The following is a 17298-nucleotide window of genomic DNA, read 5'->3' as shown; positions in this document are numbered from 1 at the left end:
GCAAGTTGATTTTCGCTGTGGTCATGGAGCATCCGCCGCTCCACACCTTCAGAAGGATCGTCGTCCGTTGTTCGGGCGAGCGGAAGGTCACGTCGTTCTCTGACCTGGACCTGTGCATGATGTTGCACAGCTGACCTTTTACGAGAGTCTTCGGGATACAGGCCCTTTCGATTGGGGTAATTGCCGGCAAAGGGGGCACTGCCGACCAGATCCGTTTCGCCTGGTCTATTCAGGATCCTGAAACCGGCAAGGAACTCTCGTTTGTCACCAACGCAGGACATCTGGATGCACAGACCATTTCCGAGCTGTACAAAGAGCGTTGGTGGATCGAATTCTTTTTCAAAGGGATAAGGGGCACCCTCAAAATTAAAACTTTTCCTGGAATAGTATACAATGCGGTGATGACTCAAACCTGGATCGCCCTGAGTGTTTACTTACTCTTTGCTTTTTTGAAATTCAAGACCAAACTGGACGCATTACTGCAGCAGATGCTGCGTTTGCTCCAACTTAATCAGCCCTTTCAAAGCGCCTGACCAGAATCTGCCATTTACTTATACGTAGTTTTTGTTATTGCAAAATCTATGAGTCAGCAGTGATTTCGCATACAAAAAATTACAGGTAAACAGTTAGTAACTATTCAGCATCTTCGAGGTATCGGATTTGAGTTGACACCATAGGAGACGTGAACAACGGGCAATAGGGGAATGAAAAATAGAGAAGCTGGAGAGCAGGCGGACGGGTGGAAGTCGGCCTGGCGGGCTGAAAACAACAAAACCCCGAGGGGATTACCCACGGGGTTTTGTATTTAAGAAGAACCGCTTATGTGCAGCGGGTTATTTCTGGCTCCCCGGGACGGACTCGAACCGCCGACAGGGTGGTTAACAGCCACCTGCTCTACCGACTGAGCTACCGAGGAATGAGGTGCGTACGGTGCAACGGATGGACGCTGTACGTGCACCCGTTTACAGATAGGGCTTTTAGCATAGAGACTTCAGTGCGTCAAGAAAAAGTTGTGGATGGATCTGTAGTGCTGTGCGGTGGTTAAACGGCAGACAGGTCAGGAAAAACCGGGGGTACAGGGTACACAGTATAAAGGGCGGGTTTGGGAGCGTACAGCTGATCATCAAGGTCAGCACACGGCTGTCCGCCACCTGACACGACGTGCAACGCCTGCAGCCTTCGTTTGTTTCAGGAAAAGGCTAATGGAAAAATTATGGTTTTTCCAGACGGACCAGCTGTAATGCAGCCCACTCATCCCGGTGACGATGATCCAGCAGCTGCCAGCCAAGGGCACTGTAAACAGCTTTGATACTGTCCTCCTGCTCACCGCTGAGCAGCCCCGCCAAGACAAGGTGTGCCCCTGGTTCTGTCAACCGGGTGAACTGTTCCGCCATGCTGACAAGCACGTCATGGATAATGTTGGCACAGATCAGTTGAAAGGGGCCGGAAATCCGTTCGAGAGAGGTGCTGTTCACTGTAATGGCTGCGGATAACCGGTTATGGGCAACGTTATTTTTAGCAACGGTGACGGCCTCCAGATCGTTGTCAATGGCAATGATGTTCCCGGCTCCGAAGAGGGCGACGGCCATGGCTAAAATACCGGTGCCCGTGCCGACATCAAGCACGGACCAGGGGCGAATGGCCTCCATGCTGTTTTTGAGAAGATCAAGAGCCATACAGGTTGAGGCATGTTGCCCGGTGCCGAAGGCCATGCCCGGGTCCATCTCAATAACGGATTCATCGGGTTCTGGTTGATAGTCTTCCCAGGATGGTTTGATGACGAGCCCGGGAATAACCGCAAAGGGTTTGAAGTACTGTTGCCAGCTGGTGGCCCAATCCTGATCAGCCAGGACGGTGAGGTGCATCTGGTTGGGGATAAGACCATAGAGAGAGAAGAGCGCGGTCATTTCATCTTCAACCAGGGTACGGATACTCTTAACAGCCTCTTCCAGTTCCTGTCCGTTGTCTGTGGCTGTGAGTTGAAAAAAACCGCTGATCGTTGCTCCGGCTTCGGTCTCCGGACTCTGCTCGACCCCGGATCCGCTCAGTATACCCAGTAAGTCTGTGGCAGGGTCTATAAGAAGCAGGGGACAGAGCAATGAAACCTGTAGCCAGCGGGTTGCAGTTGGTGGATTGTCAGTAGGGTGCATGGCAAAAGTATATTTAAGCAAGAGTGATGTGGGAAATAACGGGGATAAACAGTGTATGCAGACCTGGAATTTTACAGTAAGATGAGCGTTCCAGGATTTGATGGTTACTGTCTGTCCATTGAAGAAGATGCTGTTGCAGGTTCTCGTCAAATGTAGATTGACAAAATAAATGATCCACGATTATCTGCAAGGTCTGATTGTACTGTTGACCGATCCATGCTGCCAGCCGAAATATTGATGATCAATGGTACAGTAGCCGGCTCACCGTTTTTCCGGTTCCTTGAAGTCCGTCGGTTGGCTTTCCAGTACCGCTATGATAGATACCACCGGACATCATATCGTCTATGGCGATCTGATCGACTATCTGACCGGCGAGGTGTTACCGGATACCGATGATGAGCGCATCCGCCAGCAACTCGCCAGGCGGCTAGTGGAGGATCTGGGCTACAAACGGGAGGAGCTTGAGCCGCGACTGGTTATTCATTCCTGTTTCAACAACAATCAGGTACAGACACGCATCGAGCTGGCTGTCAGCATACATGGCCGGCGATTGTTTATTCTCCGTTATGGACCCGGCTCCCTGGTGACCAGAGAGAAGGCGGCTATTGCCGCAGCTCGAATTCTTGAACCGGATTATCGGATACCCCTGGCCGTGGTCACCAACGGAAGGGACGCCGAATTGCTGGAAACAAAACACGGCACGGTCGTGGCTGCAGGTCTTGACTGTATCCCCGATCGAAAAGAGGCGGAACAACTGTTCTATGCATATGCGTTTGAACCGTTTGCCGACCCTAAACGGCGTGAACAGGCCCTGCGTATCCTCAACGTTTTTGATCTGGATATCTGCTGTCTCGGCAGTCGTTGCCCGACAGACAGCTCCACACCCGTAAAAAAAAATGATGCCAACCCACCGGTTGACTACGTAAAAAACCCTAAAGAAAGATAATGATCATGGCAGAGACACAAAACTGGAACAAGTTGAGTTGGCATAAATTCCCGGCCCTGCAGCAACCGAACTGGCCGGATAAGGAGCGATATGACGAGATCATTCAAACCCTGTCCCTGCTGCCGCCGCTGGTTTTTGCCGGTGAAATCAGAGACCTGAAAGCAGTGCTGGCCAAAGCTGTCAGGGGAGAGGCCTTTTTGCTGCAAGGCGGTGACTGCTCTGAAGAGTTTTCCCGCTGTACAGCGCCGAATATTCGCGAGACCCTTAAAGTACTGTTGCAGATGGCGGTCATCCTCACCTATGCCGGCAACAAACCCGTGGTCAAGGTCGGTCGTATTGCCGGCCAGTATGCCAAACCGCGCTCCAGTGATACGGAGAATATCAATGGCCTTGAGATTCCGAGTTATCGCGGTGATATGGCCAACTCGGCAGATCCCATTCTGGAGGCCCGTATCCCGGATCCTGATCGCCTGATGAAAGGGTATCATCTGTCAGCCGCGACCATGAACCTGCTGCGTGCCTTTACCCGTGGCGGTTTCAGTTCGCTGCACCGGGTTCAGGCCTGGAATCAGGAATTTGTCAGACAGTCACCCATGGGACGGTCGTACGAACGTATGGCCAAACAGATCAGCAATGCCCTCAAATTCATGGAGACCATCGGCATTTCCACGGATATCCCTCAGTTGAAGGAGGCCCAGTTTTTCACCTCCCATGAGGCGTTGTTTCTCGGCTACGAACAGGCGTTGACACGGGAAGACTCGGTGGCTGGCGGGTGGTACGACTGTTCTGCACATATGTTGTGGATCGGCGATCGGACCCGGCAGCTGGATGGAGCCCATGTGGAGTTTTTGCGAGGGGTACGTAATCCGATCGGCATAAAGGTCGGTCCCAGCCATGATATCGATAATATCCTCGCCATTGTTGAACGGTTAAATCCAGAGAATGAACCCGGCCGGATCACGCTTATTACCCGATTCGGCTATAAGGTCATCGACAAGTACCTGCCGCCGCTTCTCAGAGCAGTCAAAAAATCCGGTTACCATGTGCTCTGGACCTGTGATCCGATGCATGCCAACACCTTTAAAGCCGAGTCCGGCCACAAGACCCGGGATTTCGACAATATCTTGTCGGAGTTACGCTGCTTTTTCGAGTTGAACTGGGTTGAGGGTACGGTGCCGGGCGGTGTGCATTTTGAACTCACCGGTGACGACGTGACAGAGTGTATCGGCGGAGCGCGACAGCTTTCCGATGCCCAGCTGGGCCTGCGTTATCTGACCACCTGCGATCCGCGGCTCAATGCCGAGCAGGCACTGGAAATGGCCTTTCAGATTGCGGAGATGATTCGCAGCAGCTGATACACAGAGAATTTAAAGCCGGTGAGCATTATTTCCAGGTGGTGAATACGTCTATGATGGCGTCGTGGTCGGAACCGTTGAACAGCTTTTGCCGCCTGCCGGGTTGTTTGAGCATTCTTCTGACCGAGGCCAGGGTCTGCAGATATTCTTCACCCTCATGGGTTGGAGAAAAAATCACCACAAAAAGATGGACCGGACGGTTGTCAATGGCATCAAAGTTGACACCGTCCCGGCTGCGACCAAAGCAGACCAGTGTTTCGTCAAGGCTGTCAATCTTGCCGTGGGGAATGGCAACACCGTTGCCGACTCCGGTCGAGCCTATATTTTCGCGGTCCAGCAGGATGTTGTAGAATGTCTCTTCCGTAAAACGACCCGCCAGAGTGGCAGCTATCCCTGCCAGTTCACGAAGCGCCGCCTCCTTGGTGTTCGCCTTCATATCGAGAATTATTGCATCACGCCGCAACCGGTACATCGCATTGCCTGCACGCATCATCGTTGTCTCCGGTATTTTACCGGTAGTATTTTAAGTTGATCCCGGTATTTAGCGACAGTGCGCCGGGCAACGGTGATATTTTCTTTGCTCAGCAGTTCAGAGATCTTGTTGTCGCTTAACGGTTTGGCGGGGTTCTCGCTGTTGATCAGTTGGCGAATTCTCGTCTTGATGGCTTCTGCAGCCACCGTGTCACCATCCGGGGTTGAGACTGCTGTACTGAAAAAATATTTTAACTCATAGATTCCCTGCGGACAGTGGACGTACTTGTTGGTGGTCACCCGACTGATGGTTGACTCATGCATGCCGATATCCTCGGCAACGTCACGTAAAATCAACGGCTTCATGGCGGCCGGCCCGGACTCGAAGAAGTCCCGTTGAAACTTAAGCAGGCTCTCCATGACCTTATAAATGGTTTTTTGTCGTTGATCGATGGACTTTATAAACCATTCCGCATTACGCTTGTTTTCGCGCAGATAGCTCTTTGATTCCGCACTCAGGCCGGTGCTTCGCTGTTTGAGCAGTTTCAGGTACTCTTCTGAAAGCTGGAGCTGCGGCAGACCTTCGTCATTGAGCTGGATCACAAATTCGCCGTCGATTTTGTACACATAGACATCTGGAATCACGTAGTTGATCTGCCGGTTGCTGAACTCATTGCCGGGGTAGGGTGTCAGCTCCTGGATAACGGCGATGGCCTCAAGAATCTTTTTCTGCGTTGTGCCGACTTCCCGGGCCAGCTTCGCGTAATTCTGGGTCTCGAGCAGGGGCATGTGCTGGTCGACTATCTGATAGGGCAGCGTATCATAGTAATCAAGGCGGTCAAGTTGCAGGAGCAGAGATTCACGGATATCCATGGCGCCTACCCCTGCAGGCTCCAGGCTCTGCACAAGGCGCAGTGCCCCCTCAGCCTCCTCAGCGGTGCATTGGCCGTACGCACGGATATCTTCAATGGTGGCCTCCAGAAAACCGTGTTCATTGAGGTTGCAGACGATGAAGGTGGTGAGAAGGATGTCTTGTTCCGTGAGATCAAGATGGGTCAGTTGCCACTGGAGATAGGCTGTTAAATCCGGGGTGGTGGAGATAAAATCAAACTGAGAGGGGGCATCGGCGGGTGGCGTCTCTCGCGAAAATGAAAGATCGGAATCAAACGAGTTGACATAGTCGTTCCAGTTTATTTCAGCAACAGTGGCCGGGTCATCTCCTTTTACCCGGTCAGTGAAAGCAGTCTCGGCCTGGTAGGGATTTTCTTCGGCATTGAGCGCTTCGGGATTGACAGGCTGTTCCAGCAGGCTCGGTACCTCTTCCAGCATGGGGTTTTGTTCGAGTTCTGCATGGAGGGCTTCGGTCAGTTCGAGACGGCCAAGCTGCAACAGCCTGATGGCTTGGCGCAGTTGCGGCGTCATGACCAGTTTTTGTGCAAGCTTGAGATTCTGTCTGAGTTCGAGCGCCATAACTAAGAGACCGGATGGTGCCTACATGGTGAAATGATCACCAAGATACATTTTTCTGGCGACAGCACTCTGGATAATTTCATCAGCTCTGCCGCTGGTCAGGATCTGGCCGTTATTCATGATATAGGCTGAGTCACAGACTTGCAATGTTTCACGGACGTTGTGATCAGAGATCAGGATTCCCAGACCCTTTTGTTTCAGTTCGCGGATGATTTTCTGCAGATCAACCACGGACAGCGGATCCACCCCGGCAAAGGGTTCGTCCAGGAGGATAAATCGTGGTCGTGTTGCCAGGGCCCGCATGATCTCCACCCGGCGTCGTTCTCCACCTGAAAGGGCATGCCCTTTGTTGCCGGCCAGGTATTCCAGCTTCAGTTCAGCCATCAGTTCGCTGATTCGGTTATTGATCTCATTTCGCGGCAATCCCAACGGTTCCAGGACAATACGGATATTCTCCTCAACGGTCAGCTTCTTGAACACCGAAGGCTCCTGCGCCAGGTAGGTGATACCGTGCGAGGCACGTTTGTGGATCGGGAGCGCGGTTATATCTTCCTCGTCAAGGAGTATGGCGCCGCTGGTCGGTCGGATAAAGCCGACGATGGAATAGAAGGTGGTGGTTTTGCCTGCACCGTTCGGGCCGAGCAGGCCGACCACGGATGAGCTGCGGACCTGCAGGTTGACCCGGTCAACCACCCGCCGATCCCGATATTTTTTGACGAGATCCCGGGTTTCGAGTATCGAAGTGCTCTGCATTACTTTTTCTTTGATTCCGGATGGATAACGGCCCGGACTCTGCCTTTGGCGTCTGTCCCCGGTTCGACCACTGAACGTTTTTCATCAAGATAGTAGACAATGGTTTTGCCGGAGACCATGTTCTGCCCCTGCCAGGCTTTGGCATTGCCGCTCAGTACGACCTTGCGATCCTTGGCAAAATAGTCCATCCGGTCACCGGTTCCAAGCCAGTCGCCCTCACTGATCTTGACATTGTTGATGCAGATCAGCCGGTCCACCTGATTGGTGAATCGACTGTCCGTACCTGTCGTCTGTTCGTCTTTTTGTTCGGTGTAATAAACGGTCATCTCGTCGGAGTGAATAATGAGATTACCCTGACGGGCGTCAACCTTGCCGATAAAAACAACCGAGTTTTTGTTCTCCTGGGAGACCATGCGGTTTGCTTCGATACTGATGGGGACGGCTGCCTCTTCAGCGGCAAAAGAGGAGACAGTGCCGCCACAGAAAATCATGATAACGCAGCAGAGAGCTATTCGAAGTGCAGCGGCGAGGTGTTTCATAACTGACCCTTGGTCATGTACAAAAATACTGGACGATACGGTTTAGGTTTAGTTTTTGCAAGTCTGCGGATACTACTTACTTCCAGGGAAAATGTAAAGGCCGGACCATGAAGGCCTGTTTTTTTCCCTGGAGAGGGATAGATTGGTTTACAGTCTACAGCAGCAGGAGTAGAGTAATATTCTGATATTGTGAACATATAAAGAAGATCTGGAGGCTGTAGCGGTCAGCGACAAACGATGATACGAGACGAAATTGCCAAAGCCAAGGTGTTGGTCGAATCTCTGCCGTATATCCGGGAGTTCAGAGAGAAAACCGTGGTCATTAAGTATGGCGGTCACGCCATGATTGATGAGACGCTCAAACGTAATTTTGCCCTTGATGTTATCCTGATGAAGTATATCGGCATCAATCCGATTATTGTGCATGGTGGTGGCCCGCAGATCAATCTGTTTCTGGAGAAGATGCAGGTGACCCCCAGTTATGTACAGGGAATGCGGGTGACTGACGGCGAAACCATGGATGTGGTCGAGATGGTTTTGGTGGGCAAGGTGAACAAGGAGATCGTCGGTCTGATCAATCACTGCGGCGGCAAGGCTGTCGGCCTGTCCGGCCGTGATGGTGATCTGGTCCAGGCACGGAAGATGACTCTGCACGGCAAACCGGCGGCCGGTGATCAGCCACCGGAACTGATCGATTTGGGGCGGGTCGGGGAGGTCACCGCAGTCAATCCTGAAATTCTTGCTGCCCTTGACAGGCAGGATTTCATTCCGGTTATTGCACCGGTCGGGGTTGGGGAGGATGGGCAGGCATTCAACATCAATGCAGATCTGGTTGCAGGAGCCATTGCCGCTGAAATGAATGCCGTTAAGCTGATGCTGCTGACCGATGTCGAAGGGGTCAAAAACAGCAGTGGTGAACTGATTTCCACAATCTACCGGGAGCAGATTGATGATCTGATTGCAGCCGGAGTGATCAGGGGCGGAATGATACCCAAGGTCAACTGTTGCAAGTCGGCGCTGGATGGCGGTGTGGCCAAGGCACATATTATTGATGGCCGGCAGGAGCATGCGATTCTGCTGGAAATTTTTACGAGAAAAGGCATAGGTACGGAGTTGGTGGCATGAAGAATGCGGAGTGGATTAAGCGGAGTGAGGATGCATTTATAGGGACATACAACCGGTTCCCGGCGGCAATGGTCAGGGGAAGCGGTTGCCGTCTCTGGGATGCGGACGGGAAAGAGTATCTTGATTTTCTTGCCGGCATTGCCGTGTGTTCGCTGGGACATTGTCATCCCAAGGTTACCGAGGCAATCTGCCGTCAGGCAGGAACACTGGTCCATGTGTCCAACCTGTTTCATACCCCGCCGCAGATCGAGCTGGCAGAACTTTTAGTGGCGAACAGTTTTGCCGATCGGGTCTTTATGTGCAACAGCGGTGCCGAGGCCAATGAGGCAGCCATCAAACTGGCGCGGATTCATAGCAGTCAGGGCCGCTACGAGATCATCGCCCTTGCCGGTTCCTTTCATGGCCGAACCCTGGCCACTGTTGCCGCCACTGGCCAGCCTAAGTTCCATCAGGGGTTTGAACCCCTGCCGCAAGGTTTTATTCACGCTGAATTCGGCGACCCGCAGGCCATTGAAAAACTGATCTCTCCACGCACCTGTGCCATCCTGTGTGAACCTCTCCAGGGTGAGAGCGGCGTCAGGCCGTTGGACCCCGAATACCTGCGAGCTATCCGCAGTATCTGTGATCAGCATGGTCTGCTGCTCATCTTTGATGAGGTTCAGACCGGCCTCGGGCGGACCGGCACCCTGTTTGCCCATGAGCAGCTCGGCGTTACACCGGACATCATGACGCTGGCCAAAGCACTGGGGAACGGACTGCCCATCGGGGCCATGCTGACAACAGACAAGATAGCAGCGTCCCTGACCGTGGGTTCGCACGCCTCCACCTTTGGCGGTAATCCGGTGGCAGCGGCTGCCGCAGTGGAGGTGTTGACGGTTTTGTTGAGCGATGGATTTCTTGATTCAGTGCAGGAGAAGAGCCGTTACTTTGTTACCCGGCTTGAAGCCCTGGCAGAGCAGTACCCTCATCTTGCCGGTGGTGTACGGGGAGCCGGCCTGCTTCTGGGCCTGGTTCTCACCGAACAGGGCATTGAACAGGGGGCGGCCATTGTGGCTCAGATGTTTGAACAGGGGGCCCTGATCAACTTTGCCGGCAACCGGGTGCTTCGGTTTGTGCCGCCGTTGATTGTCAGTAAGGAAGAGATCGATCAACTGGTCGGCAAGCTGAGATCTGTTTTTGATCAGTTCAGCTGACCCTCAATATGTGGTGCTGTTTCTGTTGATCCGTGGATGCTTTCTCTTTGCTGGGCATTGCCATGGCCCTTGCCATGGACGCCTTTGCAGTTGCCCTTGCTGCAGGTGCTGTACTTTGTCCCCTGACCTTCCGGCCATGTTTCCGACTGGCCTTTCACTTCGGCCTCTTTCAGGCCATGATGCCGGTGATCGGCTGGTCGGCCGGGCAAACCTTGCAGGCATTCACGGTTGCCTGGAGTCACTGGGTCGCCTTTGGGCTTCTTCTGTTCATCGGTGTACGGATGATACGAGAGGCGATCACTGCGGGAAGGGACACGAAAAAACAGAGAGATCCGAGCCGCGGCACAACCATGGTTATGCTCTCTGTCGCGACCAGTATCGATGCCTTGGCAGTGGGCCTGAGTCTGGCGATGCTCAAGGTTACGATCTGGTTCCCGGCGCTGGTCATTGGGCTGGTGGCCTGTGGTTTTACAGTTATGGGTCTTTGTTTCGGGACCAGGGTTGGTCAACGTTGGGGCAAACAGGCCGAGGTCACCGGTGGAGCCATTTTGATCGGCATTGGTGTTAAGATCCTTGTCTGCGCCCTTTTTTTTGACAGCTCCGCCGGGGGAAGTCTGTAGCGATCCCTGTTTTTGAGCACGTACACAGGGGGTGCATGGTTTCCCCTAAAATACCTTTGCAAACCCGCTGTTTTTTTGTATCAGTTAACTCTTTCTCTGTAAAATACGGTCCGTATAATCTGTGCGGACCTGGAAGAGGTGCCTTGGCGGCACTGGATGTAGAGGATAGCTTACTTTCATGAACAACCATCTTCTGTCGTTAGCCGATTTTTCTCAAAAAGATCTGCAGTCTATCATTGATCGTTCCCGGACTTTAAAGAAGGAGCGGGGGCAGGGTATCCGTCACCAGCAGCTTGCCGGCCGCGCCATCTGTCTGCTCTTTGAAAAACCCTCCACCCGGACAAGGGTTTCGTTTGAGGCGGCCATGTATGGGCTTGGCGGACAGGTGATCTTTATGTCTGCCAAGGAATCGCAGCTGGGCCGTGGTGAACCGCTGAAAGATACGGCCCGGGTGCTGTCCCGGTATGTGGATGCAATTGTCGTGCGTACCTTCGGCCAGGAGGTGGTGGAGGAGTTGGCCCGGTATGCTACAGTACCGGTCATCAACGCACTCACCGATCTGCATCATCCCTGTCAGGTGCTCAGCGACCTGATGACGGTGCTTGAATACAAGGGAACCCTGGAGCAGACTAAAGCCGCCTGGATCGGTGACGGCAACAATATGGCCAACTCCTGGATTGAGGCGGCATCGGTGTTCGGTTTTCCTCTGGCCCTTGCCTGCCCGGTTGGTTTTGAACCCGATGCCCGGATTCTGGCACAGGCTCGTGAGCGCAGTTCGTCACCGATTATCGTGTGCAACGATCCGGTAGAGGCAATTGCCAATGCTGAGGTCGTGAATGTTGATGTCTGGGCATCAATGGGCCAGGAGGACGAGCAGGAAGAGCGACAGGAAGTGTTCCGGAATTTCCAGCTGGATGCAGATCTGCTGGCAAAGGCTGCCGAAGATGCCATTGTCCTGCACTGTCTGCCCGCCCATCGCGGCGAGGAAATTACCGATGACGTTTTGGAAGGTTCACAAAGTGTGGTGTTTGATCAGGCGGAAAACAAAATGCATATTCATGCAGCGCTTTTAGAGCATTTCATGCTCACCGCCCGTTGATGTTAACTGAAATTTTAGTCCCCATGGGGCAGTGATAGAGCCATAGTATGACAACGAAAAAAATTGTACTTGCCTACTCCGGCGGGTTGGACACCTCGGTTATTTTAAAATGGCTGGCCAATGAGTACAGCTGTCCGGTCATCGCCTACGCCGCTGACATCGGTCAGAAAGAGGACTGGGACGCTGTTCGTGCCAAAGGCCTGGCCACCGGAGCTGAAAAGGTTGTTGTTGCTGATCTGCGTGAAGAGTTTGTCCGGGATTATATCTTTCCCGCTTTCCGCGCCAATGCCATCTACGAGGGATCGTATCTGCTGGGGACTTCACTGGCCCGGCCGTTGATTGCCAAAGAACAGGTGCGCATAGCTGCCGAGGAGGGGGCGGATGCGGTCAGCCACGGAGCCACGGGAAAGGGCAATGATCAGGTCCGTTTTGAATTAAGCTATCTGGCTCTTAACCCCGGGCTGACCATTATCGCCCCATGGCGTATCTGGGATCTCAACTCACGACAAAAGCTGGTCGCCTTTGCCCGGGAACACGATATCCCGATTCCTGTCACCAAGAAAAACCCCTACAGTTCAGATGAAAATCTGCTCCATATCAGTTTTGAAGGGGGACTTCTTGAGGACCCGTGGAACGAACCAGACGAGGAGATGTTTAAATTGACCGTGTCGCCGGAAAGGGCACCGGACACACCGACCTACGTTGAAATCGATTTTGAGCAGGGAACCCCCGTGGCTATTGATGGTGAGCGCTTAGGGCCGGTGGCGCTGATGACCAGACTCAACAGTTTGGGTGGCGATAACGGTATCGGCCGGCTGGATATGGTGGAAAATCGCTTTGTCGGCATGAAGTCCCGCGGTGTGTATGAAACCCCAGGCGGCACTATTTTACGGGCTGCTCATCGCGATCTGGAGACCATCACCCTGGATCGTGAGGTCATGGCGATTCGTGACAGTCTGATACCGAGATACTCGCAGCTGATCTACAACGGCTTCTGGTTCTCCCCTGAAATGCAGCTGTTGCAGCGTACCATGGATGATACCCAGACCACGGTCAGCGGAACGGTTCGCCTCAAGCTGTACAAGGGGAACTGTACGCCGGTCGGACGAAAATCAGCAAACTCGTTGTACTCGGAATCCTTTGCCACCTTTGAGGAGGATGAGGTGTACAATCAGGCCGATGCCACCGGGTTTATTCGTTTAAACAGTTTACGTTTACGTATTCAGGCCCATCAGCAGAAGAGATGAGTACACATTCAACTTCACCATCCGGGAAGATGTGGGGTGGGCGTTTTGCCGATACCACCGCTGCGTCTGTCGAAGAGTTCAGTGCCTCGATTCATTATGATTCTCGTCTGTATCACCATGATATTATGGGCTCCAAGGCGCATGCCCGCATGCTGGCCCGTCAGGGGTTGATCAGTGATGAGGAGCGTGATGCCATTCTTCAGGGATTGAGCGAGATCGAAGGGGAGATTGATCGCGGTGAGTTTGTCTTCAAACCTGAGCTTGAAGACGTGCACATGAATATTGAAAGTGCTCTGACCGCCAGGATCGGTCCGGCCGGTGCGAAACTGCACACCGCCCGCAGCCGTAATGATCAGGTTAATCTGGATTTTCGACTCTACCTGCGCGACGAGGTCGATGTTCTGGATGAGCTGCTCTGCGAGACCCAAAAGGCTTTTGCCCGTCAGGCCCGGAAGTATCTCGGTGCAGTCATGCCCGGCTATACCCACCTTCAGCGTGCTCAGCCGGTACTGCTTTCCCACCATCTGCTGGCCTATGTGGAAATGTTTCAGCGTGATCGGCAGCGTCTGGCCGACTGCCGTGTGCGGATCAATATCATGCCGCTGGGCGCGGCCGCCATGGCCGGGACAGGTTTGCCCATTGACCGCCAGTCAGTGGCCGAAGAACTGGGGTTTTCAGCCATCACGGCCAACTCAATGGATACCACCGGTGATCGCGATTTTGCCCTGGAGGTATTGTTCTGCCTCAATCTGATACAGCTGCACCTCAGTCGTCTGTCCGAAGAGCTGGTTTTATGGTCATCCAAAGAGTTTGACTTTATCCGTATCGGTGATCGCTACTGCACCGGCTCTTCAATCATGCCGCAGAAAAAAAATCCTGATATTCCTGAACTGATCCGAGGTAAAACCGGTCGGGTTACAGGTGCGCTTGTCGCCCTGCTGATGACGGTGAAAGGGTTGCCGTTGACCTATAATCGGGATCTTCAGGAAGATAAAGAACAGGTCTTCGATGCCCTGGACACGGTGAAGTCCAGCCTGGCCATAACCACAGAACTTCTTGAGAATACTCAGTTTAATGTACAGCGTCTGCAAGAAGCCACTGTTGGCGGTTTTATGACGGCTACTGATCTGGCTGATTACCTGGTGCGCCGGAATATGCCGTTTCGTCAGGCGCATGGCGTGGTCGGTCGTATTGTTGCCCTGTGTCAGGAACGGGGATGTGAGCTGACAGAGTTGCCCCTTGCAGAGCTGCAGGAGTTTTCCGGGTTGATTGAGCCGGACGTGTTCGATATCCTTTCCGTTGACGGGTCTGTGCACTCTCGCCAGAGTGACGGGGGAACAAGCCGGGTCAGAGTGGAAGAGGCGCTGCACAGCGTTGAGAATGCACTGGGGATAACGCCATGAAAAGATGCGGGCACTGTTGGCCGCAATATGTGATCCGTGCGTTGGTTGTCTGGGTGCCCATGGTACTGCTGATGGCCTGCGGGTATAAGGATAAACCCATACCGCCTCAACATGCTGTGCCCAGGGCCATCCAGGATCTTCAGGTGGAAGTCGATGATCAGGGTGCCACGTTCTCCTGGGGATATCCGGATCAGTCTGTGGCGGGTCGTGACCTTGATAAGATCGACGGGTTTGAACTGTACCGGGCTGAGATACCGGTGCAGTCCTACTGTCCGACCTGTCCTGTTCCGTATACGACCCGGATTGTTCTTCCCGGCGGGCTTGTACCGCCTGAAGGCAGTCGTACAGTCACATACGAGGTCAAAGATCTTCGGCCCGGGTATATGTACGTATTTATGGTACGCAGCAAAACCGGGTGGTGGACCGAATCTCAGGATTCCAATGAAGTGTCTTTTCTTTGGCAGACGCCGCCCGCAGTCCCGCAGGGTCTGACGGTTGCGGCCGGTGACGGCAGCAACACATTGCAATGGCAGCCGGTTGTCCGCAGTGAAGAGGCTGGACAGAAAGATGCGACAATCCGCTACCAGATTTACCGGGCAGTGGAGGGTGGGAAGGCGCAGGCACTCGGCGAGCCTGTTGCTGCCGGCAGGTATACAGACGAGGCTGTTGAAAATGGTAAGGCGTATACGTATCAGATCCAAGCGGTTACTCTTTATACACAGGGAATGATGCGCAGCGGCCTGAGTGAAGCCGTACAGGTGAGACCAGTGGACCGGACCGCGCCCCCGGTTCCAGGTTCATTTGAGGGCCTGCGAACAGCTGCAGGGGTCAAACTCTTCTGGGAGCACGTTGAGAGCGGTGATTTGGCCGGATATCGTTTGTACCGGCGAACAGCCAGCCAAAGCGCACCAACGTTGATTGGTGAAGCGCTTCTGCCTCTGAATATTTTTACGGACACCCAGGTACCGGCTGCACCGCTCTTTTATTCGATCTCCAGCTTTGACACACAGAATCCGGCGAATGAAAGCCCCCGTTCCCGGGAAATATACATCAGTAACTAACCAGTCCGTCAGCCGAATCATAAAGGCATGTAGCTATGCAGACTCTCCCCCTACCGATTCCATTTTGGAAGATGAATGGAGCAGGTAACGATTTTATTATCATTGATCATCGTCAGCCCCTGATCCCTCAGGAAAAGATGGCTGAGTTTTCCCGGCTCCTCTGCCGCCGGAAGTTTTCCGTGGGCGCTGATGGGGTGTTTCTTGTTGAACCATCAACACGAGCCGATTTTTCCTGGCGTTTTTTTAACTCCGATGGTTCAGAGGCGGAGATGTGCGGCAACGGAGCACGGTGTGTTGCCCGTTTTGCGTACATGCAGGGAATTGCCGCCGCCCGGATGCGGTTTGAGACCCTGGCCGGTCTGGTCGAGGCCTCTGTAGCCGATACCCGGGTCACCATCCGCATGACTCCACCGCACTCCTTTCTTTTTGATCGGCAGGTTGAGGTCGATGGACAGAGGTTTCTGGTGCACAGCGTTGACACCGGTGTGCCGCACGCGGTTCTCTTTACTGATGATATTGATATGGTCGATGTTGTTGGTCTGGGACGTCTGATACGCCATCACCCTGACTTTGCCCCTGCCGGGACGAATGTCAACTTTATCGGCCGGACGACAGACGGGTTTCGAATCCGGACGTATGAACGGGGCGTTGAGGACGAGACCATGGCCTGTGGTACCGGTGTTGCTGCCGGCGCTCTGATTGCTGCGGCCAAAGGATTGGTCAGCTCCCCGGTGGACATGGTTACATCCGGTGGCGTTGCACTGACGGTGCAGTTGCTTGACCAGGATGAGACGAAGGCCGCGGCAGTCCTGCTCCGAGGCCCGGCTCATATCGTGTATAAAGGTGAAATTACAGCTGAAGCCTTTGTTTGAATACGGAAGTGCCGACGTTAAGAAGGCTGTTTTGCTGCTGAGAGCAGAGATCTGACCGTATCTTGCATGACAGGCGAATTATAAGGAGGAGACAATGAAACGATTTGAAGGTGCCTTCACCGCACTGGTCACGCCTATGCGTAACGGGCAGGTTGATGAGCAGGGGCTTGTTGATCTGATTGAGTTTCAGATAGCAGGCGGTATCCATGGACTTGTTCCCTGTGGAACAACGGGTGAGTCCGCCACCTTAAGTTTTGAAGAACATAAACGGGTTATCGAGCTGACTGCACAGACGGTGAAAGGTCGGGTTGCGGTCGTTGCCGGGACAGGTGCGAACAACACGCTGGAAGCAATCGAGTTGACCGAATCGGCAAAGAAAAGCGGTGCTGATGCCGTGCTCTCTGTGGTCCCCTATTACAACAAGCCTAGTCAGGAGGGATTGTATCAGCATTTCAAGGCAATACTTGAGGCGGTTGATATCCCCATGGTGCTCTACAACGTTCCGGGAAGGACTGTCACCAACATGCTGCCGGCAACGGTTGCCCGTCTGGCAGCTTTACCGAACGTGATCGGCATCAAGGAGGCCTGTGGTAATTTGAGCCAGGTCAGTGAAATTATACAGCTGTGCCCAGAGGACTTCATCGTGCTTTCCGGAGACGACTTTACAGCGATGCCGACTGTGCTGATCGGCGGTAAGGGTGTGATCTCGGTGGTTTCTAATGTGGAGCCGACCAAGACAGCGGCTATGATCGAGGCTGCGTCCCGGGGTGATCTAACAACAGCAAAGAAAATGCACTATCAACTTTTTTCACTCATGGGGGCCATGTTTTGCTATCCGAGTCCGGCACCGGCCAAAAAAGCGCTGGAAATGCTGGGGAAAATCGCCTCAGCCGAGGTGCGTCTGCCCATGACCCAAATGGATCGGCCCAGTATCGACCGGTTGAAAAAAGATATGGTTGATCTTGGTCTGCTTTAATTGCCATCAGGAGGAAGA

At 53.5% G+C, this 17298-nt stretch carries 16 protein-coding genes, 1 tRNA gene and 1 pseudogene; 12 read left to right on the top strand and 6 right to left on the bottom strand.

Annotation, left to right across the window (positions count from 1 at the left end):
• Nucleotides 1-296: 296 nt before the first annotated feature.
• A pseudogene (locus HP555_RS14430) lies at nucleotides 297-512 on the top strand (IS4 family transposase); the annotation flags it as partial.
• A 328-nt stretch (nucleotides 513-840) separates the two neighbouring features.
• Here the strand turns inward: HP555_RS14430 and HP555_RS02725 are convergent.
• Both HP555_RS02725 and HP555_RS02720 read right to left on the bottom strand, forming a co-directional pair.
• Nucleotides 841-916 (bottom strand) — tRNA-Asn (locus tag HP555_RS02725).
• A 295-nt stretch (nucleotides 917-1211) separates the two neighbouring features.
• A complete protein-coding gene (locus HP555_RS02720; RefSeq protein ID WP_199263684.1) occupies nucleotides 1212-2150 on the bottom strand; it encodes a 50S ribosomal protein L11 methyltransferase in 939 nt (312 codons plus the stop codon).
• A gap of 313 nt (nucleotides 2151-2463) precedes the next feature.
• On the opposite strand from HP555_RS02720, the gene HP555_RS02715 reads away from it, so the two are divergent.
• Together HP555_RS02715 and HP555_RS02710 are read left to right on the top strand one after the other, a co-directional pair.
• On the top strand, nucleotides 2464-3096 hold the full coding sequence (locus HP555_RS02715) for a type I restriction enzyme HsdR N-terminal domain-containing protein (protein ID WP_199263683.1): 633 nt from the start codon (nucleotides 2464-2466) through the stop codon (nucleotides 3094-3096).
• Nucleotides 3097-3101: 5 nt separating this feature from the next.
• Nucleotides 3102-4451, top strand: coding sequence for a class II 3-deoxy-7-phosphoheptulonate synthase (locus HP555_RS02710; RefSeq protein WP_199263682.1), 1350 nt, complete (start codon nucleotides 3102-3104; stop codon nucleotides 4449-4451).
• Between the two features lie 28 nt (nucleotides 4452-4479).
• Here HP555_RS02710 and HP555_RS02705 read toward each other — a convergent pair whose 3' ends face one another.
• The 4 genes from HP555_RS02705 to lptA are packed head-to-tail and all read right to left on the bottom strand — an operon-like array spanning nucleotide 4480 to nucleotide 7684.
• Complete coding sequence (locus HP555_RS02705) at nucleotides 4480-4944, bottom strand: PTS sugar transporter subunit IIA (protein ID WP_199263681.1); 465 nt, start codon at nucleotides 4942-4944, stop codon at nucleotides 4480-4482.
• Nucleotides 4941-6392 carry an RNA polymerase factor sigma-54 gene (gene rpoN / locus HP555_RS02700; protein WP_199263680.1) on the bottom strand — a complete coding sequence of 484 codons (1452 nt, stop codon included), beginning with the start codon at nucleotides 6390-6392 and terminating at the stop codon, nucleotides 4941-4943. The genes HP555_RS02705 and rpoN overlap by 4 nt, the downstream gene beginning before the upstream one ends.
• A gap of 21 nt (nucleotides 6393-6413) precedes the next feature.
• Nucleotides 6414-7145, bottom strand: coding sequence for an LPS export ABC transporter ATP-binding protein (gene lptB / locus HP555_RS02695; RefSeq protein WP_199263679.1), 732 nt, complete (start codon nucleotides 7143-7145; stop codon nucleotides 6414-6416).
• The gene (gene lptA, locus HP555_RS02690; RefSeq protein ID WP_199263678.1) at nucleotides 7145-7684 is read right to left on the bottom strand and encodes a lipopolysaccharide transport periplasmic protein LptA; all 540 of its coding nucleotides are present in this window, start codon (nucleotides 7682-7684) and stop codon (nucleotides 7145-7147) included. Before lptA ends, lptB begins: the two co-directional genes overlap by 1 nt.
• 237 nt (nucleotides 7685-7921) lie before the next feature.
• Here lptA and argB point away from each other — a divergent pair, with 237 nt between their 5' ends.
• The 9 genes from argB to dapA all read left to right on the top strand — a co-directional run bounded on the left by argB (nucleotide 7922) and on the right by dapA (nucleotide 17280).
• Entirely contained in the window at nucleotides 7922-8809 is an 888-nt protein-coding gene (gene argB, locus HP555_RS02685) for an acetylglutamate kinase (protein ID WP_199263677.1), read from the top strand.
• Entirely contained in the window at nucleotides 8806-10002 is a 1197-nt protein-coding gene (locus HP555_RS02680) for an acetylornithine transaminase (RefSeq protein WP_199263676.1), read from the top strand. The genes argB and HP555_RS02680 overlap by 4 nt, the downstream gene beginning before the upstream one ends.
• 32 nt (nucleotides 10003-10034) lie before the next feature.
• Nucleotides 10035-10622, top strand: coding sequence for a manganese efflux pump MntP (locus HP555_RS02675; protein ID WP_233249232.1), 588 nt, complete (start codon nucleotides 10035-10037; stop codon nucleotides 10620-10622).
• A gap of 178 nt (nucleotides 10623-10800) precedes the next feature.
• Nucleotides 10801-11721: an ornithine carbamoyltransferase gene (gene argF, locus HP555_RS02670; protein ID WP_199263675.1), complete on the top strand. Its 921-nt coding sequence runs from the start codon at nucleotides 10801-10803 to the stop codon at nucleotides 11719-11721.
• A 47-nt stretch (nucleotides 11722-11768) separates the two neighbouring features.
• On the top strand, nucleotides 11769-12968 hold the full coding sequence (locus HP555_RS02665) for an argininosuccinate synthase (protein WP_199263674.1): 1200 nt from the start codon (nucleotides 11769-11771) through the stop codon (nucleotides 12966-12968).
• On the top strand, nucleotides 12965-14371 hold the full coding sequence (argH, locus tag HP555_RS02660) for an argininosuccinate lyase (protein WP_199263673.1): 1407 nt from the start codon (nucleotides 12965-12967) through the stop codon (nucleotides 14369-14371). Before HP555_RS02665 ends, argH begins: the two co-directional genes overlap by 4 nt.
• Nucleotides 14368-15432, top strand: a complete 1065-nt coding sequence (locus HP555_RS02655; protein ID WP_199263672.1) for a fibronectin type III domain-containing protein — start codon at nucleotides 14368-14370, stop codon at nucleotides 15430-15432. The genes argH and HP555_RS02655 overlap by 4 nt, the downstream gene beginning before the upstream one ends.
• 35 nt (nucleotides 15433-15467) lie before the next feature.
• Nucleotides 15468-16304, top strand: a complete 837-nt coding sequence (dapF, locus tag HP555_RS02650; RefSeq protein WP_199263671.1) for a diaminopimelate epimerase — start codon at nucleotides 15468-15470, stop codon at nucleotides 16302-16304.
• Between the two features lie 94 nt (nucleotides 16305-16398).
• A complete protein-coding gene (dapA, locus tag HP555_RS02645; protein WP_199263670.1) occupies nucleotides 16399-17280 on the top strand; it encodes a 4-hydroxy-tetrahydrodipicolinate synthase in 882 nt (293 codons plus the stop codon).
• Nucleotides 17281-17298 lie beyond the last annotated feature (18 nt).

Origin of the sequence: Desulfobulbus oligotrophicus, assembly GCF_016446285.1 — a bacterium.
In the GTDB taxonomy this organism is placed as follows: Bacteria; Desulfobacterota; Desulfobulbia; order Desulfobulbales; family Desulfobulbaceae; genus Desulfobulbus; species Desulfobulbus oligotrophicus.
The sequence above is the reverse complement of the archived record's forward strand: the minus strand, read 5'-3'. Positions and strand labels throughout refer to the sequence as shown.